This is a genomic window from Zobellia nedashkovskayae (assembly GCF_015330125.1).
GTDB lineage: Bacteria > Bacteroidota > Bacteroidia > Flavobacteriales > Flavobacteriaceae > Zobellia > Zobellia nedashkovskayae.
Window position 1 is genome coordinate 3,122,369 of sequence record NZ_JADDXR010000002.1, and the last position, 24,905, is coordinate 3,147,273.

The 24,905-nt window shown below is 36.5% G+C and carries 18 protein-coding genes; 14 read left to right on the plus strand and 4 right to left on the minus strand.

The window, feature by feature from the left end:
• Positions 1-13: 13 nt before the first annotated feature.
• Positions 14-2,155, minus strand: a complete 2,142-nt coding sequence (locus IWB64_RS13045) for a catalase (protein ID WP_194534413.1) — start codon at positions 2,153-2,155, stop codon at positions 14-16.
• Positions 2,156-2,253: 98 nt separating this feature from the next.
• Positions 2,254-2,667 (minus strand): hypothetical protein, encoded by a 414-nt coding sequence (locus tag IWB64_RS13050; protein WP_194534414.1) that lies wholly within the window; start codon positions 2,665-2,667, stop codon positions 2,254-2,256.
• Between the two features lie 294 nt (positions 2,668-2,961).
• Between IWB64_RS13050 and IWB64_RS13055 the strand changes: the two genes are divergently transcribed.
• The 5 genes from IWB64_RS13055 (at position 2,962) to IWB64_RS13075 (ending at position 6,140) form a co-directional block, all read left to right on the plus strand.
• Complete coding sequence (locus IWB64_RS13055; protein ID WP_194534415.1) at positions 2,962-3,816, plus strand: SDR family oxidoreductase; 855 nt, start codon at positions 2,962-2,964, stop codon at positions 3,814-3,816.
• A gap of 172 nt (positions 3,817-3,988) precedes the next feature.
• Positions 3,989-4,393: a VOC family protein gene (locus IWB64_RS13060; protein ID WP_194534416.1), complete on the plus strand. Its 405-nt coding sequence runs from the start codon at positions 3,989-3,991 to the stop codon at positions 4,391-4,393.
• Between the two features lie 76 nt (positions 4,394-4,469).
• Positions 4,470-4,991: a DUF421 domain-containing protein gene (locus IWB64_RS13065; RefSeq protein WP_194534417.1), complete on the plus strand. Its 522-nt coding sequence runs from the start codon at positions 4,470-4,472 to the stop codon at positions 4,989-4,991.
• A gap of 357 nt (positions 4,992-5,348) precedes the next feature.
• Positions 5,349-5,570 carry a hypothetical protein gene (locus IWB64_RS13070; RefSeq protein ID WP_194534418.1) on the plus strand — a complete coding sequence of 74 codons (222 nt, stop codon included), beginning with the start codon at positions 5,349-5,351 and terminating at the stop codon, positions 5,568-5,570.
• 120 nt (positions 5,571-5,690) lie between these two features.
• A complete protein-coding gene (locus tag IWB64_RS13075) occupies positions 5,691-6,140 on the plus strand; it encodes a ferritin-like domain-containing protein (RefSeq protein ID WP_194534419.1) in 450 nt (149 codons plus the stop codon).
• Between the two features lie 63 nt (positions 6,141-6,203).
• On the opposite strand, the gene IWB64_RS13080 is transcribed toward IWB64_RS13075, so the two are convergent.
• Together IWB64_RS13080 and IWB64_RS13085 are read right to left on the minus strand one after the other, a co-directional pair.
• Positions 6,204-7,052 (minus strand): phospholipase A, encoded by an 849-nt coding sequence (locus IWB64_RS13080; RefSeq protein WP_194534420.1) that lies wholly within the window; start codon positions 7,050-7,052, stop codon positions 6,204-6,206.
• 146 nt (positions 7,053-7,198) lie between these two features.
• Positions 7,199-8,821, minus strand: a complete 1,623-nt coding sequence (locus IWB64_RS13085; RefSeq protein WP_194534421.1) for a tetratricopeptide repeat protein — start codon at positions 8,819-8,821, stop codon at positions 7,199-7,201.
• Positions 8,822-9,149: 328 nt separating this feature from the next.
• On the opposite strand from IWB64_RS13085, the gene IWB64_RS13090 reads away from it, so the two are divergent.
• The 9 genes from IWB64_RS13090 (at position 9,150) to IWB64_RS13130 (ending at position 24,634) form a co-directional block, all read left to right on the plus strand.
• Positions 9,150-10,673 (plus strand): alpha-L-fucosidase, encoded by a 1,524-nt coding sequence (locus IWB64_RS13090; protein ID WP_194534422.1) that lies wholly within the window; start codon positions 9,150-9,152, stop codon positions 10,671-10,673.
• Between the two features lie 964 nt (positions 10,674-11,637).
• Positions 11,638-14,724, plus strand: a complete 3,087-nt coding sequence (locus IWB64_RS13095; protein ID WP_226975878.1) for a SusC/RagA family TonB-linked outer membrane protein — start codon at positions 11,638-11,640, stop codon at positions 14,722-14,724.
• Positions 14,725-14,780: 56 nt separating this feature from the next.
• Positions 14,781-16,547, plus strand: coding sequence for a RagB/SusD family nutrient uptake outer membrane protein (locus IWB64_RS13100; RefSeq protein ID WP_194534423.1), 1,767 nt, complete (start codon positions 14,781-14,783; stop codon positions 16,545-16,547).
• Between the two features lie 65 nt (positions 16,548-16,612).
• Positions 16,613-18,226 (plus strand): hypothetical protein, encoded by a 1,614-nt coding sequence (locus IWB64_RS13105; protein WP_194534424.1) that lies wholly within the window; start codon positions 16,613-16,615, stop codon positions 18,224-18,226.
• Positions 18,227-18,320: 94 nt separating this feature from the next.
• Positions 18,321-19,370 (plus strand): family 16 glycosylhydrolase, encoded by a 1,050-nt coding sequence (locus tag IWB64_RS13110; protein WP_194534425.1) that lies wholly within the window; start codon positions 18,321-18,323, stop codon positions 19,368-19,370.
• 258 nt (positions 19,371-19,628) lie between these two features.
• The gene (locus tag IWB64_RS13115; RefSeq protein ID WP_194534426.1) at positions 19,629-20,531 is read left to right on the plus strand and encodes a DnaJ C-terminal domain-containing protein; all 903 of its coding nucleotides are present in this window, start codon (positions 19,629-19,631) and stop codon (positions 20,529-20,531) included.
• A gap of 4 nt (positions 20,532-20,535) precedes the next feature.
• The gene (locus tag IWB64_RS13120; protein ID WP_194534427.1) at positions 20,536-20,826 is read left to right on the plus strand and encodes a chaperone modulator CbpM; all 291 of its coding nucleotides are present in this window, start codon (positions 20,536-20,538) and stop codon (positions 20,824-20,826) included.
• 300 nt (positions 20,827-21,126) lie between these two features.
• The gene (locus IWB64_RS13125; RefSeq protein ID WP_194534428.1) at positions 21,127-22,995 is read left to right on the plus strand and encodes a sulfatase family protein; all 1,869 of its coding nucleotides are present in this window, start codon (positions 21,127-21,129) and stop codon (positions 22,993-22,995) included.
• Between the two features lie 31 nt (positions 22,996-23,026).
• Positions 23,027-24,634: a sulfatase family protein gene (locus IWB64_RS13130; RefSeq protein WP_194534429.1), complete on the plus strand. Its 1,608-nt coding sequence runs from the start codon at positions 23,027-23,029 to the stop codon at positions 24,632-24,634.
• The last annotated feature ends 271 nt before the right edge of the window (positions 24,635-24,905 follow it).

Here is a 24,905-nt window from a genome sequence, read left to right on the forward strand (position 1 = left end):
TTAAGTATTAATTTTAAGCGGGTATTTTTTCCGCTTTCTCTCTTCTGTTCCAATTACGGTGTTTTGCTATGGCTGCAATAAAATCTTCTGGCGTACCATTAATAAATAGGGCTTCATCATTATCAAAATCTTGTATTTCACTTTTATTCAATAGCTCTTTTCCTTCATTGGCAACGGCTATTGCTTTGCAATGTTTATAAGCTTCGTTTACGAACTTTATAAATTTAGATTGTGATACTAGTGCATCTATGGATTTTTTCCCTCCTGGAATAAATACGGCATCAAAGAGTACGCTTTCTGTGGTCATGATGGCGGCATCTACTTTATGTTCCATATTATCGTCACAAATAATAGTGCCTCCATGGGGTGCTACCAATTTAATGACAGCTCCCTTCTTTTCTAGGGCATCGGTCATTTTCATTACATCGGGCATGTGGAAACCATTAGCCACCAATATCGCAATTTGACGTGTTTCTATAGTGTTGAAATGCATATTTGCTTGACTCAGTTTGGGTGACTTCTCCAAATATATTTTTTTCTCTCCCGGTTGTTGCTCTTCCACATTTGCATCTGCACCAATTGCTTGATTAATGGGTTCTTGAACTGATGATGGTACTTTTAATCCTATGTTCTTGGCTACCTTATTTGCAAGGTTTTCGTCTATTTGAGCAATGAGGTACAACATTCTTTCTTTAATAGGTTTAATTTCGCATTTACCCAGCTCAAAGGAATAAGCATTTATTATATGTTCTTTTTCCCAATCTGAAAGACTCCTGTAAAATAGAGCTGGCTGAGAAAAATGGTCATTAAAACTTTCGCTTCTCGTTCTTATTTTTTTTGCATCTATACGTTCTTGATATGACTCAAATCCTCCTTCGGCAACGGTGGAAAGATAGGGGCAGCCGCCACCTATGGAATTGGGGAAATAAGCAGTTCTTCCTTTTGGGATTTCTGTCTGCATATGCCCGTCTCGTTGGTTGTTTTGAGCTTCTGCAACGGGTCTATTTATTGGTATTTGATGAAAATTGTGCGATCCAAGGCGGGAAAGCTGTGTATCGCGATAAGAGAACAATCTACCCTGTAATAAAGGATCGTTCGTGAAGTCTATTCCCGGTACAATACTACCAGGCATAAAGGCCACTTGCTCCGTTTCTGCAAAGAAATTTTCAGGATTCCGATTCAGAACCATTTTCCCTATTATTTTTACGGGTACCATTTCTTCTGGAATAAGCTTAGTGGGATCTAAAAGGTCAAAATCGTATTTATGTTCGTCTTCTTCGGGTACGATTTGTAGACCGAGTTCCCATTCCGGAAAGTGTCCAGCTTCAATGGCGTTCCATAAATCTCTACGATGAAAATCGGAATCAGCACCACTAATTTTAACTGCTTCATCCCAAGTTACGGAGTGCACTCCTAATTTAGGTTTCCAGTGAAACTTTACAAAATGTGCCTTTCCTTCCTTGTTTATAAGACGAAAAGTATGAATCCCAAAACCTTCCATCATACGGAAGCTACGAGGTATGGCACGGTCGCTCATTACCCAAATATGATTATGTAACGTTTCTGGTGTAAGGGAAACAAAATCATAAAACGTGTCATGGGCCGATGCTGCTTGAGGTATTTCTTGATGTGGTTCAGGCTTTACCGAATGTATAAGGTCTGGAAATTTCATGGCATCTTGTATGAAGAATATGGGCATGTTGTTACCTACTAAATCCCATGTTCCTTCATCGGTATAAAACTTTACGGCAAAACCCCTAACATCTCGTGCCAAATCTGTGGACCCCTTAGATCCTGCAACGGTAGAGAAACGGACAAACACAGGAGTTTTACGGGAGGTATCTGTGAATATACCTGCCTTGGAATATTCTTCAATGCTCTCATAAAGCTCAAAATAGCCATGGGCTCCACTTCCCCGAGCATGAACTATTCGCTCTGGAATACGCTCATGGTCAAAATTGTGTATTTTTTCTCGTAGTAGAAAATCTTCTAACAAAGTGGCGCCACGTTCACCGGACTTTAAAGAGTTGTTGGTATCGTTTACTTTGAGTCCTTGTCTTGTAGTTAAGGGCTTTTTCTGATAGTCTACCTCATAATTTTGAAGTTGTTTGTCTTTGGAGGTAATTTCTTTTTTAGATGTTTTCTTAGATTCCATATAGAGTTCATTTATTAGTAAATAATATTTGGGGAATAATTTTAATAAGATGTAGTTATCTTTAACAATATACTTGGCAAGAAAGCCATATTTGACCCTTAGTTTTCACTAAGCGACCTAATCTGAACAAGAGCTAATAAGCTGGTTTCTATTTTAATAGACTGCTCCGTAAGGATTGCAGTAAGCTCATCCGGTAGATTCATTTGCAACATAAATCGGCAAATTTCTAGGGCTTTTCTATCTAATACATCTATGTTCAGGTTTAAACCAATCTGCATATGTAAATAATCCTTACCATAAAGTTGGTTGTGCCAATTGTACAAATCAGATAATGTTGTTTTCTGATTTTGTTTTAGTGCTACATGCCAAACGTTTAAAATAAAATTTGAGCGTTCAATAGCGCATTGTTCCATGAATATTCGCATTAACGGGGCCTTCGTATTAATGGCACCTTCTACGTAACGTAATTCACTAATTACAATTACTTTCAGAAGTTGTTCTAAACATTCCATAACTATTAATGTATTATTATGATACCTTAAAATTATTGGACTGTTTAAAAATGTTTTGGCTGTAAAAAAATCTTTATTAGTGCAATTACAAATTTGCATTAAAATAAAACCAGTGATATTTCAAGGTTGCACGAGTCTATTTATTTGCGTCAATTTTTAGAGGAACTGAGTTATTCTATCCCTACTTGCCTTTATAATTTAGTGGTATTATAGGAGGGATATTAGAAATATTCATTTGATTATCAGGATTTAATCTTCCTTCTGCGAAACTTAGTAACTTTAAAATATTTAACTATGTCAGAAACAGCAACAATTGAAAAAGGAAAAGAAAATTTAGATAGACCGGGTCTTCAGGCCAATATGAAAACTCAGCCAGAAACTATTAAAGCTACCTACAGAGGGAGTAATAAGTTAAAAGGCAAAATAGCGGTGATCACTGGAGGGGATAGTGGAATAGGACGTGCAGTGGCTGTACACTATGCCAGAGAAGGAGCCAAGGTAGCTATTGTCTATTTAAATGAAACCGAAGATGCAGAAGAAACAAAACGCATGGTAGAAAACGAGGGGTCACAATGTCTAAACTTGGCGGGAGATCTTAAAGATTATGATTTTTGTAATCATCTGGTAGAGCAGGTAATGAATACTTATGGTAGTATAGATATTCTGGTAAATAATGCAGCTACTCAATACACTCAAAAAGACTTTACAGATATTTCTATTGAACAGCTAAAGGAAACTTTTAATACTAATATTCTTGCCATGATTTACCTTACCCAACAGGTATTTCCACATTTAAAGGAAGGCTCCAGAATTATAAATACTACATCAATAACAGGTTACAGAGGGCATAAGGAGTTAGTAGATTATTCTTCTACTAAAGGGGCAATTACTTCTTTTACACGAGCCTTATCGTCTCAATTGGCACCCAAAAAGATTTTGGTAAACGGTGTTGCTCCAGGTCCTATATGGACCCCTTTAATTCCTTCAACTATGGATAATATAGAAGATTTTGGAGAAGATACGCCTTTGGGAAGGTGCGGACAACCCTCTGAAGTTGCACCGGCCTATGTGTATCTAGCATCTGAAGATAGCACCTATATGACAGGGCAAATATTACACATTAACGGTGGTGAAGTAATAGGCGGATAGCACAGAACGTATTTAGTTTTGAAAGGGTGTTCCAAAGTGTTGCGAATGCCCTTTTCTATTTTAGATACTAGGGAACACGTACATTTTGCGTTTGTGTTAAAGTTATTATCGATGTAATCGATCGCAAAAGGGTTCTGCTAGTATTTTAGTATAAATTCTAATATTCAATATCATGAAAACACAAGCATATTTAGCCTTTGACGGAAATTGTCAAGAAGCACTGAACTTTTACGCAGATTCGTTAGGCGCAGAAATTAAGAACAGACAAACATACGCAGATAAGAAAATAGATGTACCTGCATCTTATCGCAATCGTTTACAACATGCGGAGCTAAAAGGTAAGGGTGTACATTTTATGGCCTATGATGCAGCGCCGGATACACCATTAACAGAAGGCACAAAAATTCATTTGAGTATAGACCTGAACGATAAGAACGAAGCTAAGGAACTATATGAGAAACTATCTTCAGGAGGTCGTATACACCATGAATTACGGGAACGTGAATGGAATGCTCTATTTGGTCGTTTCACAGATCGCTACGGCATCAATTGGATGATTAATTGTGATCTTAATTAAGATTTGATATCAATTTAAATTTTCAACCTGCCATTCTAGAATAAGTGTTAGAATGGGTATTAGTAATTATAGTTTTATGGAAAAGTGGTTCGTATTTTCTTGGGATGCATTATTTGCCATCTGCCTAACCGCAGTAGGGATTTATATTACGGTAATAGTCATGACGCGCATTTGTGGTAAACGTAGTTTTTCAAAAATGTCCAGTTTTGATTTTGCCATGACAGTTGCTGTAGGTTCCATTTTGGCTACAACAATTTTGTCTAAAACAGTAAGTCTTGCAGACGGAATTGTTGGCATTGTGGTAGTGTATCTTTTACAAATGGGAGCTGCCTTGGCTAGAAGAAACGATACAGTTAAAGATTTGATGGATAATAAACCATTATTACTAATGGATGGAGAAACTATTTTGGAAGAAAATTTAAGAAAGGGTAGAGTGGCAAAATCAGATTTGAGGGCGAAATTACGTGAAGCTAATGTTACTGAATTATCTGAGGTAAAAGCAGTAATTTTTGAAACTACGGGAGATATTTCAGTTCTACATAAACAGCACGGCCGCCCCATAGAAGACTTTATGTTGGAAGATGTTATGCGTTCATAACCCATATAATTTAGGTAAACCATTAAAAAAAGCATTCTGAAATAAAATTCAGGATGCTTTTTTTGCTATTTATCGAGGTCATTTTTCAACTGAAAAAGTTCAACAACATTCTTACTCCACTTTATTTTTGATATCAGATTATAATAATAAACAGAATTCAGAGAGGGCAATGGTCCTTACTTCATAAGGATTGGATTCCATATTGAAAATGTATTCAAACCTAGATACCAACTATTCTGTTTAGTGCCATTAGGATTGTAGTTAATCCTTATGAAAGTAAGTGGTATTTAAGTACCCAAAATTGAACTAGTTAGTACCTGTAATAAAGCAGGTGATGTCTAATTTAAATAAAGCAACATGAACGATTTTAATTATAAGTACACCATTATTTCTAAGATTACACAAGAAACACTTTTTTCTAATATTACTGATTTGAGTAAGACGGGAGGTTTAATATATGATGACTTTTTTGATTATATAGCTACGGAAGCCCAAATGAGAAGATTGGGCGAATGCACGCTTCAGAATGAAGATTATATCTGTATTGTTAAATTGAACAACGTTAAAAGCGTTGCTTAAAGAAGCTAATTGAATAGCGTTCAAATGAATTTTTTTCGAATCAATCGGAAACAATATTTAGTATTAATTTTAATATATGTCAAACGGTAGGCATTTAAGTTACCGCAAAATAAAAATGATATGAATAGCGATATAAAAGAGATTGAAGACAGTATAAATGACATTATACAAAAGAACGAAGACGCCATAAAGGGGTATCAAAAAGCAACGGAAAATGCTACAGAGATTGGGTTAAAGAGTTACTTTCAAACCAAATCTATTGAACGCAGAAATTTCCTGGTTTCACTTAAAGCAGCGGTCCCAGATTTAAAAACGCGGGATGAAGTAGATGGTAGTGTCACCGGAGCTATGCACAGAGCATGGATGGACGTTAAGACCTTCTTTGCCGGAGATAATGATGAAGCCATGTTAGAAGAAGCTATACGCGGAGATAACGCTGCTATAGAGGAATATAATGAAGTATTGGCAGATACACATTTGCCATTAGAGGCGGCTTCTGTAATTAGAAAACAACGCGATTGGTTAATGGATGATTTAAAGACCATTAAAACGTTAGAAGACGTTAGATAGTAAAATAATAGTGTAATGAAAAAGCCCCTGAAAAGGGGCTTTTTTTATGTAAAAAGTCAAAGGTTAAAATTGCTTTCTCTTTCGTTTTAAGATATTAAATTCATTACTTTTTATAACATATCCTAATCTGATCATACTTTTGTATTCTTCGTAATCAATAAGGTTTTCCGCATGCCCGGCAAACCACTCAATCATAAAATATTGGTTAGAGGGATATTTAAATGGACTATAATGTAACCTAGTTCGTATCATACCTTTGGCATCATTACTTAACCCCTTTCTGACCTTAACTTCAAATAAAAGCTTGTCTGCAATAATATCGTGTGACAGTTTTATTTCTCCTAAACCTACATAATCAATTAGGTCTGGATTACCAGATTTATAACCAAAAGGTATCCAGCCTCTAACATGTAGCATAGTCTTGGGGCCTAAAAGTCTAGAGTACTGAGCGCTTATGCGGTTCCAACTCCTAGAATAGATACTGTCGCGGCCATTGGATTCATGCTCAAATACTAATGAGCCCCACCCATTTATTCTATCTTCAGAATCATAAAAGGCTTTTTCAACACCTATAGTTGGATTAAAGTTAATTTCATCAAAAGGATATGAATCTTTATAGATATCCCAGAAAGATTTTTGGCTGTAAGTTAGGAATGCGTATGTATCCCAAGGTAAAGTGTTACGGCTTATAATTTGTTTAAAGCTAATTTGGTACTTGGCATCGGCAGTAGAACTGTTTATACTTTTATTGGTAGGAACTCCGGTAGCGAAATAATTATCGTTGTGAATAGAAAATCTGGGAATTAGTTGCATGGTATCTCGAACTTCTTCTCGTGTTAGCGTCTGCCCGCTTAGGTCCGAAGTTAGAAATTGTAGCCCTATTAAAATCAATATTGAGATTTTAAATTTCATATAATTGTCTTTATGTTGTAAAAATACAAGCGGTAAAAATAACCTTTCGGAACGGCTATTTTTAATGTGATAGGATAAAATTTTAGTGTAATGAAATAAAGTGGGTAGTGCCCCTATATCAGGTAGTTAAAGCCTTACGGAAGAGGTTATAACGCAGAGATTAGTTCCTCAAGGTTGTCACTTCGCTGTAGCTCCATTTTCTTACGGAGACGATGTCGCGTGGTATGCACAGATTTAGTTGAAATACCTAATAGGCGGGCCATGTCCTTACTGCTAAGGTTTAGTTTGATTAAAGCACAAATTTTTTGATCTGTTTGGCTTAGGTTAGGATATGTATTATTTAGTTTTTCGTAGAAGTTCTTATTTACATCTGTAAACCGAAGTTTAAACTCCTCCCAGTTATTGGCGTTACCAACAGAAATGGACTTTAAAACCCTATTAATTTCTGAGACCTTTACCGTGCCATCTTCGCCTCGTAATTCAGTTTTTAACCTTTTTAAAAACTCATCTTTTTCAACCAACTGAAGTGTTGAGGCAGCTAGCTCTTTGTTTTTGGTCTCGAGAAGTTCATTTGCCTGTTCCATTTCGAGCGCTTTTGTCTTTTGCATCAAAAGTTTTTCAGCCCTGTGTTTAGACCGAATGTGCTTTACGTAGACAAAACCTATTATAACCACGAATATGAGGCTAGTCCCCAAGATAATTCGCTGTAGCAGCAAGATTTTATCTTGTTGCTCTAACTTTTCCATACGTTGCTGGCGTATCACTTCTTGCTGGCGCTCCTTTTCTAAACGGTATTCGTTTTTAATCTCCATGAGAGGAATATTATTTTGGCTTCTCCCATCAAAAAATTTTGCGTTTAAGGTTCTTGCCTTATTCAAGCATTGGTAAGCTTCTTTATAATTTCCATTTTGTCTATAGTTATCCGAAAGTTTTTCATAAATGAAGGGAGTAAAATCTATATGACTCTGGTATTTATCTGAAATTATAAGAGCTTTTTTATAATATTCTATGGTTTTGTCAACATTACCAAGTCTCTTGTAGATAACCGCCCAATATGCGTATACAAGTACTAAATAGGAGGGTGTATTGTTTTGAAACCATGGTTCTATTTCAGCAAGTGTTTGCATGGCTTCCTCATATTTTTGCTCCTCCCTTAAAACATAGGATTCTTCAAATTTTAAATAAGGTAAAGCAATTTTGTCAGGTACATCGCCATAATATATATAACAACTATCCAAGTATTTTTTTGCCATTTCCGGCTCATCCAACCCCCTATAGGTGTAGCTAAAAGTATAGTAACTATGAGCCAATGAGGCTTTTGGCATTGTTCCTTTTTCTACCTGTTCTTTCATGATGTCTAGTGACATCTGTAAATATTTAAGAGCTTCTTCCTTTCTTTTATTATAACTGTACATAGCCCCTAATCTTCGATAAATATGAGATTTTATTACTTTTTTATCAGAAGAGTCTACTAAGGTTAAAGCAGACCAAACAGTCTCATAAGCTTTAGCATACTGTGCTTGGTGACTATAAGCATCCATAAGTTTTAACAACGTCCAAACAGATTTTAGGGTGTCACCTTTAATTAGGCCTGAAGCAATGGCTGATTTTAAGGAATCTATGTTATGTACATTAGGACGAACTGCGAGTGTATCCGTATGAACAATAGATGCATTGAGGGGAATGGAAGAGTCTTGGGCGTTAAGGGAGAAACCAGAAAGCAGGAATATAATAATAAGACCGTAAGTGGGGATAAGTCTTTTTGACAATAACATGCAGTTCTATTATTTATTAAAACTAATTTGATATTTATTAAATCGAAAGCTAGGGCTTTTATTCGTAATGTAAACTATGCTTACATGCTGTATAATTCTATAAAAGTTAGAAGTCAAGTGTAATTAATTTCTTTCATTTTTCAAAATCGAGGAGTGATTTCTTCATTTGGTTTAACTTTCTTTAAAATCTAACTATACATAAACTCAACAAACCAATATAACCCGCTGTAGTCCTTATGATTTGATTTGCAAATTTGTAATTTCCATATCTGTCATGTCCTAATATTTAGGAGCATTGAATGTTGATCAAAATTTTGAAAAAATGAGAACTATCTATTTAGTATTGGTATTGATGTTGACCTTGAATTTAGTTTCTGCACAAGAAAAGAGCTATGAAGGGGATTGGCAGTCTTTGAGAAATCACGAAACTCCCGAATGGTTTAGAGATGCAAAATTTGGTATATACTGTCATTGGGGGCCATACTCCGTTCCAGCCTATGAGAATGAATGGTATTCACATTGGATGTATACATCTCCTAATAACCCAGAGCACAAACAAGGAAAACGTTTTTACGAGCATCATGTTAAAACTTACGGACCGTTAAACGAGTTTGGTTATAAAGATTTTATTCCCATGTTTAAAGCTGGAAGATTTGATGCTGCAGAATGGGCCGATCTCTTTGAAAAAGCGGGTGCTAAATTTGCAGGACCGGTATCCGAACATGCAGATGGGTTTGCTATGTGGGACAGTAAACTTACCCGTTGGAACTCTAAAAATATGGGGCCTAAAAGGGATATCATGGGAGAACTGTCAAAAGAGATTAGAAAAAGAGACATGAAATTCATAGCCACATATCACCGCCAGTGGTTATTTGGTTGGTACCCAACTTGGGACGAATCTACCGATGCCGCAGACCCGCAGTACGCAGATTTATATGGTCCAAAGTTAAAAAAAGGTGATTTTCAGTACCCTTTCAGTACTAAAGAAATTGATGAAGGTTCCGAACGGTACTATCCCGTTGGTGATAAAAAATTCAATGAAGAGTGGTTAGACAGACTAAAAGAAATTGTAGATAATTATAGTCCTGATCTTGTTTGGTTTGATAATAAGGTTGATGTTATTGATGAGGCTTACCGAAAAGAATTTCTATCCTACTATTATAACCACGGAGTTAATAATGACCAAGAAGTAGTTGCTACTTATAAATTCTATGATTTTGCAAAAGGCACGGCAGTTTTAGATGTAGAGCGCGCAAGAATGAGCGAAATGAAAGATTTTCCATGGCTAACAGATGACTCTATTGATTGGAAAGCATGGAGTGACATTAGTAATCCCGATTATAAAAGTACAAACCGTATTATAGATTTTTTAGTAGATGTGGTCAGTAAAAATGGTTGTCTGTTGTTAAATATTACACCTAAAGCAAATGGTGAAATACCTGCTCCAGTACAAGAACGCTTGCTGGAAATAGGGGAGTGGTTGAGTCAAAACGGAGAAGCTATTTATGGTACTAGGCCTTGGGAAGTATATGGAGAAGGGTCTGCAAAAGTAACTGAGGGTCATTTAAGTGAGCGCAAAAATCCGGACAATACAGCAGATGACATTCGGTTTACGGTTAAGGGAGACGCTTTATATGCCATACAATTAGATTGGCCAAAATCTGGTGAGACGGTCATAAGAAGCTTGGGTACGGAACGTGGCTTGCTTAAAAAAGAAATCAAATCTATTGAACTATTGGGAGCATCACAAGAACTAGAATTTATTAATAAACCGGATGGTCTGCACATAATTTTACCAAATGTTCCCGTTGGTAAACATGCCTTTGTTTTCAAAATTACCTATTAAAGGAGGTTTATATCTATGTAGTGATGAGGTAAATCGGGATGTAAATTTCTCATTGATAGTTTTTAGGATAGTAAGAACCCTTTGTTTTTTTGAAATTGGCATATAACCAAAGAGAAGGTAAAATGGGAGTATGCTATAGGGTAACATATGTTCTATTTAAAACCATATGTTATACTCCCAGTTAGCCGTTACTTCTGTATACTTCAAAAATATTCTAGCATATATAAATTCATCCAACCTAAGTTAAAATTAGTGTAAACCCAATGTTTTAAGGGACTCTGCGGTATTCTTTTGTATGTAATTCTTGCTTTTTTTTCTATTTTTTTTGTTGGAACAAATCAAATTTTAACATTTGAAAAGAAGGCTTTCTTGTAGTGTTGTAAATGATATGATCAATTTCTAAAATCTGTATTTCTAAGGGGTTGGGAGGGTAAAGTAGACAAAAAAAGTTGAATCTGTCAAGTTTTTGTCAAGCACTTTTTTTAGGCAAAATTTAACAATATCTCTATTTTGGACACCTATTAAAGAGCATATGTAAATTTTTTAGCTCTTAATTGATAATTCAATAATTAACCTTTACTCAATTTAAACCAACTCTAATTATGAAAAGAAAAAATCACTTCTCCTCCAACAACGCACCCCCAATTTTCTCTAGGGTGTTTATCAACATGTATTCCTAAACTAAATCAACAGACATCATGTTGATTTCAATTAGAACAAGTAATGGTTTTTTTCAAACTCAAAACAGAATAAAAATAGAAGTCTTGCCATGTAAATGAAGCCATACCAATTCTAGAATGACCTCTTAAATATGTCAAACTATAACAAGGTATGGGGGAGTCATTTGTCTCGATTTAATTAATAAAGAAAATCCATCATTACTTGAATTTGAATTCAACTTTTAAAATAAGGTTAGACCTACTTTTTTTAATCGTGTCTTTTTTAAAATTTAACAAGAAACTATATGAATTTCAAACACATTTTTCATTTTAAATCCTTCACTTTCCAAATGGGATTGTTTTTGGTCTTTTGTCTAAGTACAATGGCCGCACAATCTCAAAGCGTTAGTGGAACGGTATATGCCGATGATGCCCCTTTACCAGGAGTAAGCGTTGTGGTAAAAGGTACCAACAACGGAGCAGTTACAGATTTTGACGGTTTATACACAATTAATGCGGAATCTAATGCCGTTTTAGTATTCACCTATATTGGCTTTAAATCCAAAGAAGTAGCTGTTGGTGGTAAGCAGACCATAGATGTAACACTCCAAGAAGATGTTTCTGCACTAGACGAAGTTGTAGTAATAGGCTATGGTGCTCAGAAGAAGAAAGAGCTAACAGGAGCTGTGGCTCAGGTGAAATCAGAAGAATTATTAAAAACATCAACATCAGACATTGGTGCTGCTTTACAAGGCCAGATTGCTGGGGTAAATGTTACAGCAAGTTCAGGAGCTCCTGGTTCTGAAGCGAACGTAATGATTCGTGGACTTACATCTATTAATGGAGCGAATAGGCCACTGTACGTTGTAGATGGTATCCCTTTTGATGGAGATCCAAAATTGAGTATCAATGAAATTGAAACTATAGATGTATTAAAAGATGGGGCTTCTGCCGCAATCTATGGTACTAGAGGTGCTGCTGGTGTAATCTTAATTACTACTAAGAAAGGAAAAGAAGGCCAGATGAAAATAGCCGTAGATAGTTATTACGGTCTACAGACTATTACTTCTGCAACTCCATTACTTAATGTAGAGGATAAGTTGTATGTCCAATTTTTGCAAGGTTCAGCATTGAACAGCAGTAGTTATGGTAACACATGGACCACAATAGAGCAAAGTCCTCACTTTCTTACAAACAATACGGATTTGGTACAACTTGTTCAAAATGACATGGCGCCAATTCAAAACCATAGCCTTTCACTTTCTGGTGGAAAAGATGGTCTTACTTACAACGTAACGGGTAATTATTTTGACCAAGAGGGCGTAATTATCAAATCTGGATATGACCGCTTTAATGTTAGGGCTAATACCCAGTTCGTAAAAGGAAAATGGAACATTACAACAGGTTTGTCTTTTAGGGTAGAAAATAGGGAACATGCTCCATGGGGTCTACTTGGTGATGCTATAAAGTATACTGCATACAGTCCAAACATAGACCCGGGTTCTAGTGTTTTAGATAATGCAGGACCTGATGGTAACGGAGCTACCAATCTATCTTATTTGGGATACAGATTTTTACAAGAGGATAATCAAGAGAACAATTATTTTGATGGCAACTTGAGTTTAACTTATAGCTTTACAGATAACTTAAAGTTTACTTCAAGAATTGCAACAAGCTACGATAATGGAACAAGAATTACCATAAATCCAAAATTCACAGCATATAGAGATGACGGAACAGAGGTAACTTCACAGCGCTCAAAGGTTAGAAATATGAGCTCACTAGCAAAGAAATTTACGTGGGAGAATATATTGAACTATCAAAAAAGTTTTGGAGATCATAATATAAATTTTACGGGAGTTTATTCTTCAGAGAAGTATAACTATTCAGAGTTTTTTGCTGAGAAAAGTGATTTAGCTTCAAATGATGTAGTTGTTCTTAACGGCGCAACATCAGATCCAAATGTAGGATCAGGAAACAATCAATGGACTCAAGATCGCGAAAGTACTTTAATTGGTATGTTGGCCAGACTTCAGTACAATTATAAAGGCAAGTATCTTTTGAGCGCAGCTGTTAGAAGAGATGGATCTTCTCGTTTTAAAGAAGAGCCATGGGGTGTATTTCCTTCTGTCTCTGCAGGTTGGAATGTTTCTGACGAAAAGTTCTGGAATCCTTTAAAGAGTACCGTGTCTTCGTTTAAATTAAGAGCTAGTAGAGGTACCACTGGTAACCAAGGTATTGCTGATTATTCCTATACGCCTACAATTACACTGGATAATGATTATGTTCTAGGTGTTGCAACCAATCAAAATTTAATTTTAGGGGCTACTCAAACCGGATTTGCCAATCCTAAGGTACGTTGGGAAACATCGGTATCGTTAAACGGTGGTTTCGACATGGGCTTTTTTGATAATAAATTGACACTTTCAGGAGATATTTACGAAACCAAGAAACAAGATATGTTATTTCCTGTTTTGTTACCTCCAACAGCAGGAGGCGGTAATAATGCTGAAGTAGTTTTAAATGTTGGCGATATGACCAACAAGGGTGTCGAATTCGCCATGAATTATCAACATTCAGGTAAAGTGTCATGGAACGCTGGGCTTACTTACACCAGAAATGATAATATCATTACCAAAATGAGCGGTAGTAACAAAATCATATATTTTGATGATAGTAGTATTTCTGGGCATGACAATGATCAGGATTTGGTTACCGCTTTGGCAGAAGGTTATGAAGGTGGAGCTTTCTTTTTGGTGGAGACTGCCGGTACTATTAAAACCGAGGAAGAATTGGCTACGTACCAAGCGATTGTTCCAGATGCCAAAATAGGAGACTTAAAATATGTAGATTTTGATAAAGACGGAACGATTGGTATTGGTGACCGTCAATATATGGGTAGTGGTACTCCAGAATTTGAAATGGGCTTTAACTTTTCAGCCAATTACAAAGCATTAGATTTCTCAATGCAATGGTATGGTTCATTCGGTGCCGAAATCATAAACGGGAACAAAGCCTTGGCTTATAAGGTAGGGAACCACCAAGATTTGGTATACCAATGGACACCGCAAAATAGCACATCGGATATTCCAGTAAATAGAAATGCAACCCACAACAATTATAGAGGCCAAACAGATTACTGGTTGGATGATGGCACTTTTGTAAGGTTGCGTAATATTTCTTTAGGATATACGATTCCTAGAGATTATACCGAAAAACTAGGCATAACAAAATTCAGAATATACGTTGCGGCACAGAACCCGTTAACGATTACCAAATATGATGGATATGATCCAGAAGTGGGTAATAACGGCCTAAGTACACGAGGAATCGATAAGGGAACTTATCCGGTAAGCTCCCAAATACGAACCGGGCTTCAAATTGAATTTTAATGAGATTTGAGATGAAGAAGAGCAATTCCGACAAAAAAAATGAAAAAATGATAGTTATGAAAACAACGATAACAAAACGGTTACTTTTTATACTAGTGCCCATGTTAGCAATTTTGGGCTGTTCAGATGATTTTCTGGAACAGACCAATCCAAATCAGATTTCTACAGAAACGTTTTGGAAAGACAATGGAGATTTAGAACAAGGCTTAGTCGCGAGTTATAAGGGTTTCGCGAATTCAAATACTATAAATTTAGTTGGCGAACTTGCTAGAACTGACTTAGCCTGGTCAAGTGGTTATCAGCGACCAAATAATACAAACGAGTATTACTTACAGGTTTTTAATGAAGCTTCTTCTGTACCTAACAATAAGTGGAGTGCAAACTATACAGCTATTTTTAGGGCAAATCAAGTCATTGAGGCGGCTGCTGTGTTGGCAGAAACCTATACTACGGAAAAAGAGATAGAAGATGGGTTGGTCATCCTTGCGCAAGCACGGTTTCTAAGAGGCTATTTGTACTTTAATCTATATAACTCTTTTAACGGGGGAGCTGTACCAATTTATGATTTTGTACCTATAGAAGAAAATGAATTTTACCAAGTGGTTTCACCAGCAGAGGATGTAAAGAAATTTTATTTAGAAGATTTAAAATTTGCTGCGGAAAATTTACCGATTTCATGGGAGGATAAAGACAAAGGCCGTGTAACTGCGGGTGCAGCCGTAGCGGTTTTAGGGCAATCCTATCTTTATGAAGGTGATTATGAAACCGCTTCCACAAATTTTAAAAATGTGATTGACAATTTTGGGTATTCTTTGACTCCAAATATTGGTAGCAACTTTACTACTATGGATGAGTTTAACGAAGAATCTATTTTAGAAGTAGGGTATTCTTTAGATTTCAAAAATGAGTTAGGTCCTTGGGATGGTAGAGATGTTGCAAATTCAGCATATGTTAGACAATTTACAGGAGGAGCAGGAACATGGTTCGGAGCTGTTGTTGCCAACTGGTTAATATTAGAATATAGAAATGAACCTTTAGATTTCTCAGACCCTAGAAATAAGGTTATTGATGAAGAGGGTAATGAAGGCTTTAGAAAGTTTAGTTTAAGAACATCTTGGTCAGTTGCTTTGGTTGACGATACGGATATGGGGTATTACCTGAGAGACGAAACAGGACAAGCCTCAAATTTTAATGTTAAAATGACTGCATTTTGGAGAAAACACACCAACTGGGACATCACTAGGTCTGAGGAAGAGCTGTCACCTGGTAAAGTTAGATCAGGTGTTAATGAGCGTTTAATTCGTTTAGCAGAAATCTATTTGCAATATGCAGAAACTCAGATAAAATTAGGCAACGTAGATGAAGCACTTACCTATATCAACAAAGTACGTAGAAGATCAGGAGTTCAATTGTTGGGCTTGGCAGGAACCGGAGAGTTCCCAGCAAACGATCATGACAATGTTGCTTACGATGCCCAAAGTTTAATGGAGCATCTTATGTATAAGGAATTGCCGTTGGAGCTTTCTGCAGAAGGTGACGGTAACAGAAATATTGATCTTAGAAGATGGGGCATAAAGGCAGAACGTTTTAAAGAGCTTGCCCAAAAACGTTATGCAGCAGATCATTATCCCCTTTTGGATGAGGATGGTAAAGAGGTTACCAGATGGGCTTCTATTGTAAAGGAATTACCAGCAGGTGATCCGGATATTGATGAAAATTGGAATGAGTTTCAACAGGCTGCGGTGAATTACAATTCATCAATCCATGAATATTGGCCTTTACCAAATTCAGAAATCATATCTAACCCTCAATTGAATAATTAGAATTGAAGGATACTATGATTAAATCAATGAACAATGCCAAAAACAAGAAATTAAAAAAGCAAAAAATGAAAAACGCAATAAGAATATTAGCCGTTTTTGCCATCCTCTTCGTGGGATGCGACGACAACGAATATGAGGCTCCTTTTCCTTTTTCGGATGTAGGTTTTTATACGAGTAAGGGTACGGCAAACGACCTCCAGGTAAATTTAAATGAGTATTTGTCCTTTACCGATTTATCTCAAGGTGCGGAGGCCCATTCCTGGAGAATTGAAAAAACGGATGTCTTTCTTGAAGGACCAATAGATAGAACAGATTCTATCTTAGACCCCTTTATTATAGAACCTAGAACCACAACCTCGTTTGAAAAGACGGTGCATGTACTCTTTCAAACCTCGGGAATGAAAAAAGTTAGGTTATACAACACCTTTAATGAAATGGTTGTTTTTAAGGGGAATCGTGATAATGTAGATTATGAGATGGCTGCAAAAAAAGAAGGAGACCTATTTGTTATTGATACTACTTTTATGGTTAAGGTCTACCCTAAACTTGTTCCAGTAATAAAGGTAAGAAATGGAGATGTGGTTGTAAATCATGAAGCTAGGGATACCATTTATATTGAAGCAGGGAATACAATGGAGTTTACAGATCTCTCTACTATAGGAGAGCCTACCGGTCGTACTTGGAGCATAAGAAAAGCGTTAAAACCGGGTGAGGAAGTTGTAGAGAATCCTGTTGTAGGTAGTAGCGGCGATGCAATTGCTAACATTGCCTTCAATAAATTGGGAAGCTTTAGTGCAACTATGAATTTATCTCGTACAGGGCAGAACATTCCTGGTGATTTTGCAACTTATGTAGTGAATGCACCAATCAAGGTTATACCTTCTTCTAAACCTTTTGAGCTTACAGGAGAAGTTAAGGAACTAGAGGATGAAACTATTCAGGTTCCTTTTAATGGAGAGTTTACACCTTTTGGTGGCCAAGAAGAGTTTTTTACTGTTATGGTAAACGGAGAGGCTTTTGAAGTTGCTTCCGTTGCAGTTAATGCAGATGATGCTACAAAAATGGATATTAAGCTAGCGGCTCCAATATATCGCCCAGATGTTATTACGGTTTCTTATTCAGGTGGTAGCATAGAATCATCGGATACTAGAGAGGCATTACCATTTACAGATGAACCTGTACTAATGAGTTCGGTTAATTTAATACCTGCAGATATTGCCGGTTTAGAAACAGGGGCGGACAGTTGGGCTCCTTTCTGGAGCAATAAAGGAACTGCTGAATATTCTACGGAACAAGCTGCCACAGGTGAATACAGCTTAAAATTAAAAGTAGAGGCAGGTCAAGATAATGCAGAAGCTGGTGCAGCATTCGCTAATCCTATCATTTTTGAAGATGGCAAGACCTATATCGTTTCCTATAAAATGTATATAGCGCCAGGTGGTGTAGGTACAGATGGCGGTACACATACCGGTCTTTTCTTATTACAGAATTGGGGTTTCCAGTTTTGGAACAATTTTGCCCATCCAGTAGGAGAGTGGACTACACACACCTCAGATTATCAAAGTACAACACCGTTGTCTCAATTTTATTTAAGGATTATTCCAAATGCGGATAAAACTACAGATATGACAGTGTATTATGATGACTTTTCTATTGTAGAAAAAGAAGAACGACCATAATCCCCACAATGTTGTTTGTTTGAGTTTAAGGGAGAATTGAGAGATTCTCCCTTTTTATTAGAATTTAATTTAAATATTTAAAATATTAAAAGAAATGAGCTTAAATCCACTGAAATTGGTGTTTTGCTGTGCCTTATTGTATAGTTGCGGTACCAGTTCAAAATTTGATAATTCGTCCGAATTACCTGTTACGCAAAATCAGATTGAGGAAGAAGAAAAAGAAATAGAGCCTGTGCAAGAAATATCCGAAGAAGTTGACTATAAAGAAATTCCTGTACCGGCAGATGCCGGGGTGGATATGACATGGGAGTTTCAAGAAATTTCCGATGATTTTAAGTATGATGCTCCTGCGGATAATAAAGGAGATAAATTCCTTGAAAAGTGGGATGATTTTTATCATAACCACTGGAGCGGACCGGGCCTTACGGAATGGAAAAGAGAACATTCTTATGTGGCAAACGGGCAATTACAAATGTGGGCCACGCGTAAACCAAGCTCAGAAAAGATTAATATGGGCTGTATTACTTCAAAAACGCGAGTAGTTTATCCTGTTTACATAGAAGCACGTGCAAAGGTTATGAACTCAACCCTAGCTTCAGATGTGTGGTTGTTAAGTGAAGATGACACCCAAGAAATAGATATCCTTGAGGCCTATGGAGCAGACTATTCTGAAAGTGCCCAAAAAGAGCAATCCTATTTTTCAAAAAAAATACATATTAGTCATCATGTATTTATTAGGGAACCTTTTCAAGACTATCAACCAAAAGATGCAGGAACTTGGTTTGAAGACGGTACCGTATGGAATAAAGATTTCCATACCTATGGTGTCTACTGGAAAAACCCATGGTATTTAGAGTATTATATAGATGGGGTATTAGTGCGCACCGTTTCAGGAAAGGATATGATAGACCCTAAATACTTTACGAACACATCAGACCCCGGAAACATAGAAGTAGATACCCGTACCGGTCTCAGTAAAGAAATGGATATCATTATAAACACCGAAGACCAAACCTGGCGATCTACACCAGCATCAGGATTACAATCTCAAACGGTTACCCCAACTGATGGAGAGTTAGAGAATTTAGATAACAATACGTTTAAAGTAGATTGGATCCGAATTTATAAACCGGTTGCAAAGTAAGAGGTACTTTAATTTGCTACAACCACATTTGTAATTGGGCATTTAATAGATTTAGATATATAAACCATAGGTAGTTCCCTCTTTTTAAACTGCAATCCTATGGTTTTTTTATATTTTATTTTCTGATAAATGACCCAAATCATGTGTTCTTATTTATATTTTACTCTCTTAAAAACAATCTTTAAAAGGCTTGACCTAGAGGGGATTTTTAGTTAATTTCATGCTGTGATAAGCGTCACTCTTTAAATTGACATCAAGATGGACTATGTAGATTATTATAAGGTTTTGGGCGTGCCTAAAAAGGCTAGTGAAAAAGATATTAAAAAAGCATACAGGAAATTGGCACGAAAGTACCATCCTGATGTAAACCCAAATGATGCAACTGCCGAAAAAAAATTTAAAGAGATAAATGAAGCCAATGAGGTTTTAGGAAATGTTGAAAACCGAAAAAAATACGACCAGTACGGTAAAGACTGGATGCATGCCGAGCAGTTTGAAAAGGCAAAAGCACAACAGGGTTCACGAGGTGGTGGCGGCCAGCAGTATGGCCAAGATTTTGGCGGGGGTGATTTTTCCGATTTCTTTGAATCTATGTTTGGCGGCGGTGGAGGCGGCGGTTTCTCACAACGTGGAGGGCAACAAACTAGGTTTAGGGGGCAAGATCTCAATGCCCAGTTACGCCTAAATTTGCGAGACGCCTTTACAACGCAAAAACAAACCTTAACCGTTAATGGTAAGAATATAAGACTTACCATACCGGCAGGAATTGAAAATGGACAGACCATAAAAATACCGGGTCATGGTGGACCAGGCCGAAATAATGGTCCAAAGGGCGACCTATACTTAAAGTTTATTATTGATAACAATACGCCATTTAAAAGAGACGGAAATAACTTGTATAAAGATGTTGATGTTGATTTGTACACTGCGGTTTTAGGTGGAGAAATTACTGTTGATACGTTTGATGGTAAAGCAAAACTTAAAGTTAAACCAGAAACCCAAAGTGGAACCAAGGTAAAATTAAAAGGTAAAGGTTTTCCTATTTATAAAAAGGAAGGCCAGTTCGGAGACCTTTACATCACTTACAACATTCAAACCCCTACCAATCTATCCGATAAAGAGAAAGAACTATTCAAACAATTAGCATCCCTTAAAAACTAAGATTATGCAACAACAAGAATATGTATCGGTTACCGAATTTTGTAATGGTCATAGTATTTCTACAACGGTTATAAATCAGTTGAACGAATTTGGCCTTGTAAGCATCATAGAACGTAGTGATAGCTCATATATACCTATGGAGGAACTTCCTATGGCCGAGAAAGTGCTGAGGCTGCACACAGATTTGAATATTAACCTTGAAGGTGTTGAGGTCATTACGCGCTTGTTGAAACGCATAGAAAAAGCTAATGAAGAGATGATTAGGCTTAAAAATAAATTGAGCTTATACGAGTAGGTTTCAGTTAAATTTTTTATGCCTTGAAAAGAGACTTTACTTTTTAATAGTTAAGAGAAAAGATTGAAAACGTGTATTTCAAGTTTTCAATTCCAATACCATTTTCTTATTTAATTTTTAAGAAATTGTTCATATCAAAAAAAGAAAGAGGTTCTAAAAACGCAACAATTTCTATACAAAAGACTTTTGTTCTACAATTTTAACCCATAGTAGCAAAGAATTCAAAAGATATATTACATTTTTGAAGCTTGAACCAAATGAACTTTCTAATTTGTTTCAAATCAAAATAATTTATGTTTTATGGAATTCAAATCCCTATTTACTGTATTCATCGTAATATTAAATTTATCCTGTAAAGGACAAAATAAAGTAAATCATTCTCCTCCCAATATTGTTTGGATTGTTTCGGAAGATAACTCAAAGCACTACCTACAACTATTTGATAAAAACGGGATTGAAACGCCAAATATTGAAGCTTTGGCAAAAGAAGGGGTACAATTCAATAGAGCATTTTCCAATGCACCAGTTTGTAGCGTGGCGCGATCCACTATTATATCTGGCTGTTATGCACCACGAACTGGTTCTCAATTTCACAGGCGTTCAAAATTAGTACCTATGCCAGACTCTCTACAAATGTTTCCGGCATATTTACGGGATGCTGGTTATTACACGGTTAATAATAGCAAAGAGGATTATAATTTTATTAAAAGTGATAATGTCTGGGACGAATCATCGTCAAAAGGAACTTGGAAAAACCGCAAGGATAATCAACCTTTTTTCTATGTACATAATATAGGAACTACACATGAATCTCGAGTTCATTTTCCGGAAAGTGATATAGAAGATGCACCTACAACAGCAAATGTAGAGGACTATACGGTGCAACCTAATCACCCTAATACAAAGCTATTTCGTTATACAAATGCCCGTTATCGTGATAAAATTGCTGAAATGGATGGTCAATTGGGTGAGGTAGTCAGAGAGCTTGAAGCAGATGGTCAATTAGAGAATACATTTATTTTCTATTACGGAGATCATGGAGGTGTACTGCCGGGGAGTAAAGGGTATCTATATGAAACAGGCCTTCATGTACCCATGGTGGTTAGGATTCCCCAGAATTACAAAGATATGGTGGACTTAAAAACAGGAAGTCAAGCAGATCGCTTTGTTAGTTTTATAGATTTGGCACCCACAGTATTGAACTTGGCAGGCATAGAAATACCCGAACAAATAGATGGGAAACCTTTTTTAGGTAATGGTGTTGATGCCAACAAATTGAGTGAAGAAAATGTAACCTATGGGTATGCCGATCGGTTTGATGAAAAGTATGATATGGTGCGATCCGTGCGTAAGGGAAAGTACAAATACATAAGAAGTTTTAATCCGTTTAATTTTGACGGATTAATGAACGAATACCGTTACAAGCAAGCGGCTTATGGCGAATGGAAAAAAATGAACGAAGAAGGAAAGTTAAATGAAGTACAATCCACTTTTTTCAAATCACGTGCTCCGGAAATGCTATTTGATGTAGAAAATGATCCGTATGAAACCACAAATTTGGCCAGTGATATTAAGTTTGAAACTACTCTAAAAGAGATGCGCGGTCTATTGAATGATTGGATTAGTGGTATGCCTGACCTTTCTTTTTATCCTGAATTCTATCTGGTCCAAAATGCATTTGATAATCCTGTGAAGCTTGGAAGGATTCATAAAGGTGATATTCAAAAGTACATATCAACCGCCAATTTAATGTTGGAGGATGCTACAGTTGTACAAGCACAATTAAAAGAGTTATTAATATCTTCGGATCCATGGCAGCGGTATTGGGCACTAATTGTTTGTAGTAGTTTTGGTGAAGAAATAAAAGCTTTAACTCCGGATATCAATAAAATAGCACGGAATGATGTGCAGGCAATCAATAGGGTAAGGGCTGCAGAATTTTTAGGGGTTATTAGAGCAGCAGATCCAGCTCCGGTTATGCTTAATGCTCTTTATTCCGCCCAATTTGAAACTGAAGCATTATTGATTTTAAATTCCATTGTACTTCTAAATTCGGATCTTTATGGATATAAATTCTCTATTGATCAGAGTAAAATAAATCCTGAGTTTATGGGAGAGAAATCAGAAGTAATGCGCCGCATCACGTTTCTGAATGCTCAAGCCAATTAAGAATTAATTTATCTCTTTTAAATCCTTGAAAATGCCTAATTTGAAAATATTCTACAAAGCAAGTGCGCGCCAATTTATAGTTTTTCTTTTCTTAATTACCGGAACAACGATAATTGCTCAAGAAAGAAAAAAATCATCAGAAAATATAAATCGCCCAAATATTATATTCCTTCTTTCTGATGACCAGACCAGTGTAGCCACAGGTTGTTATGGAAACAACCAGGTGAAAACACCTAATATAAATCAACTGGCGAAAGAGGGTGTTCTCTTTCTTAATCACTATAATACTACTTCTATCTGTATGGCCAGTAGAGCTAATATTTTAACGGGGATGTATGAATATAAAACCGGGTGCAATTTTATGCATGGTGATCTTGCAGTAGATAAGTTTGAGAATACATATCCGGTACTATTGAAAGAAGCTGGGTATTTTACTGGTTTTGCGGGCAAAGTAGGCTTTGTTCTAGACGGACCAGAATCGGAAAAAATTGAAGACGGATTACCAGTAGGCTATTTTGATAAATGGGGTGGGGGACCTGGCCAAACTATATATGAGACGGCCAAGAACCCAACTATAGCAGCATACGCAAAAAAGTATCCACATAGTACACGCGCCTATGGTGCTTGGGCAGGAGATTTTATAAAAGAAGCAAAAAGCTCAGGGAAACCTTTCTGCATGTCCATCAGTTTTAAGGCTCCTCATTTACCTTTTACACCAGACCCTTTCTTTGATGATGTATATGCTGGGCAGACGTATAAGAAGCCGGATAATTACGGAGCGGAATATGCTAAACATTTATCGCCTCAGGCAAAATCTGGACGTCAATATAATTCATATGATTTCTGGAGAGAATCGGAAGCATCTTATCAAGAGGCGATTAGAGCTTACAATCAGCTAATTCATGGCGTAGATTATGCTATTGGAATGATTCGCGAATCGTTAGTGGAGCACGGAATGGATAAAAACACCATCATCATTTTTACTGGTGATAACGGCTATAGCTGTGGAGCTCATAATCTTGGGGGGAAAGTACTTCCGTATGAGGAAGCTTCCAGATCTCCATTTATTATTTACGACCCAAGAGCTCCCAAAAAGCAACGGGGTGTAAAACGGAAGACTATAACGGCTAATATAGATATGGCTCCAACTATCCTAACCTATGCCGGTATGGACATCCCTAAAAATCTGGATGGCGAAAACCTAATTCCTTTAATAGAAAAGGAATCCGGTATTAAAAGAGACCATATAGCATTGACTAATATGTGGGGCAATGATGAAATACAGGCCTTATCCGTGGTAACCGAAGATTATAAATATATCTATTGGCAATATACAGATGATCGTATGCAGCCCACAGAGGAACTGTTTCATATATCAAAAGATAAACTTGAAATGCATAACCTAGCAAAGGATGAAGGTTACAAGTCGGAACTCGCCAATATGCGCAAGCTTTATGATGAACGCTATAAGCGTTTAGTAAAAGACGGAATGAAAGCCAACGATTATGAAAAATACACTGTTTTATTTGATAGAAAAGCTCCCGAGAGCCAGAAGAAACAGTATCGTAAACTCAACTATGCTCAGCTTCTTGAGCAAGAAGGAAAAACAAGAAAAAATAACAACATTCATAAGAATTAAAACTACGATTTCTGTTCAGGAAAGAACAAAGTAACTATAAGACAACCTTTATAGCAATTGGTAAATATAAAAAGGAACAACTCTGCACACGGGTTGTTCCTTTTTTGTCTTTAGAGCTGTTAGCTTTTTTTAAGTATAAAAAAACCAGAGAGCTTTTACACCCTCTGGTAACAAACTAACTCAACAAACAACTCTTTTTAGTAGGCTCCCTTTAAGTAACCCCTATTTTTAAACAACAGAAAGGGCTTTTTTAGCTCCATTCTTTTTTTAT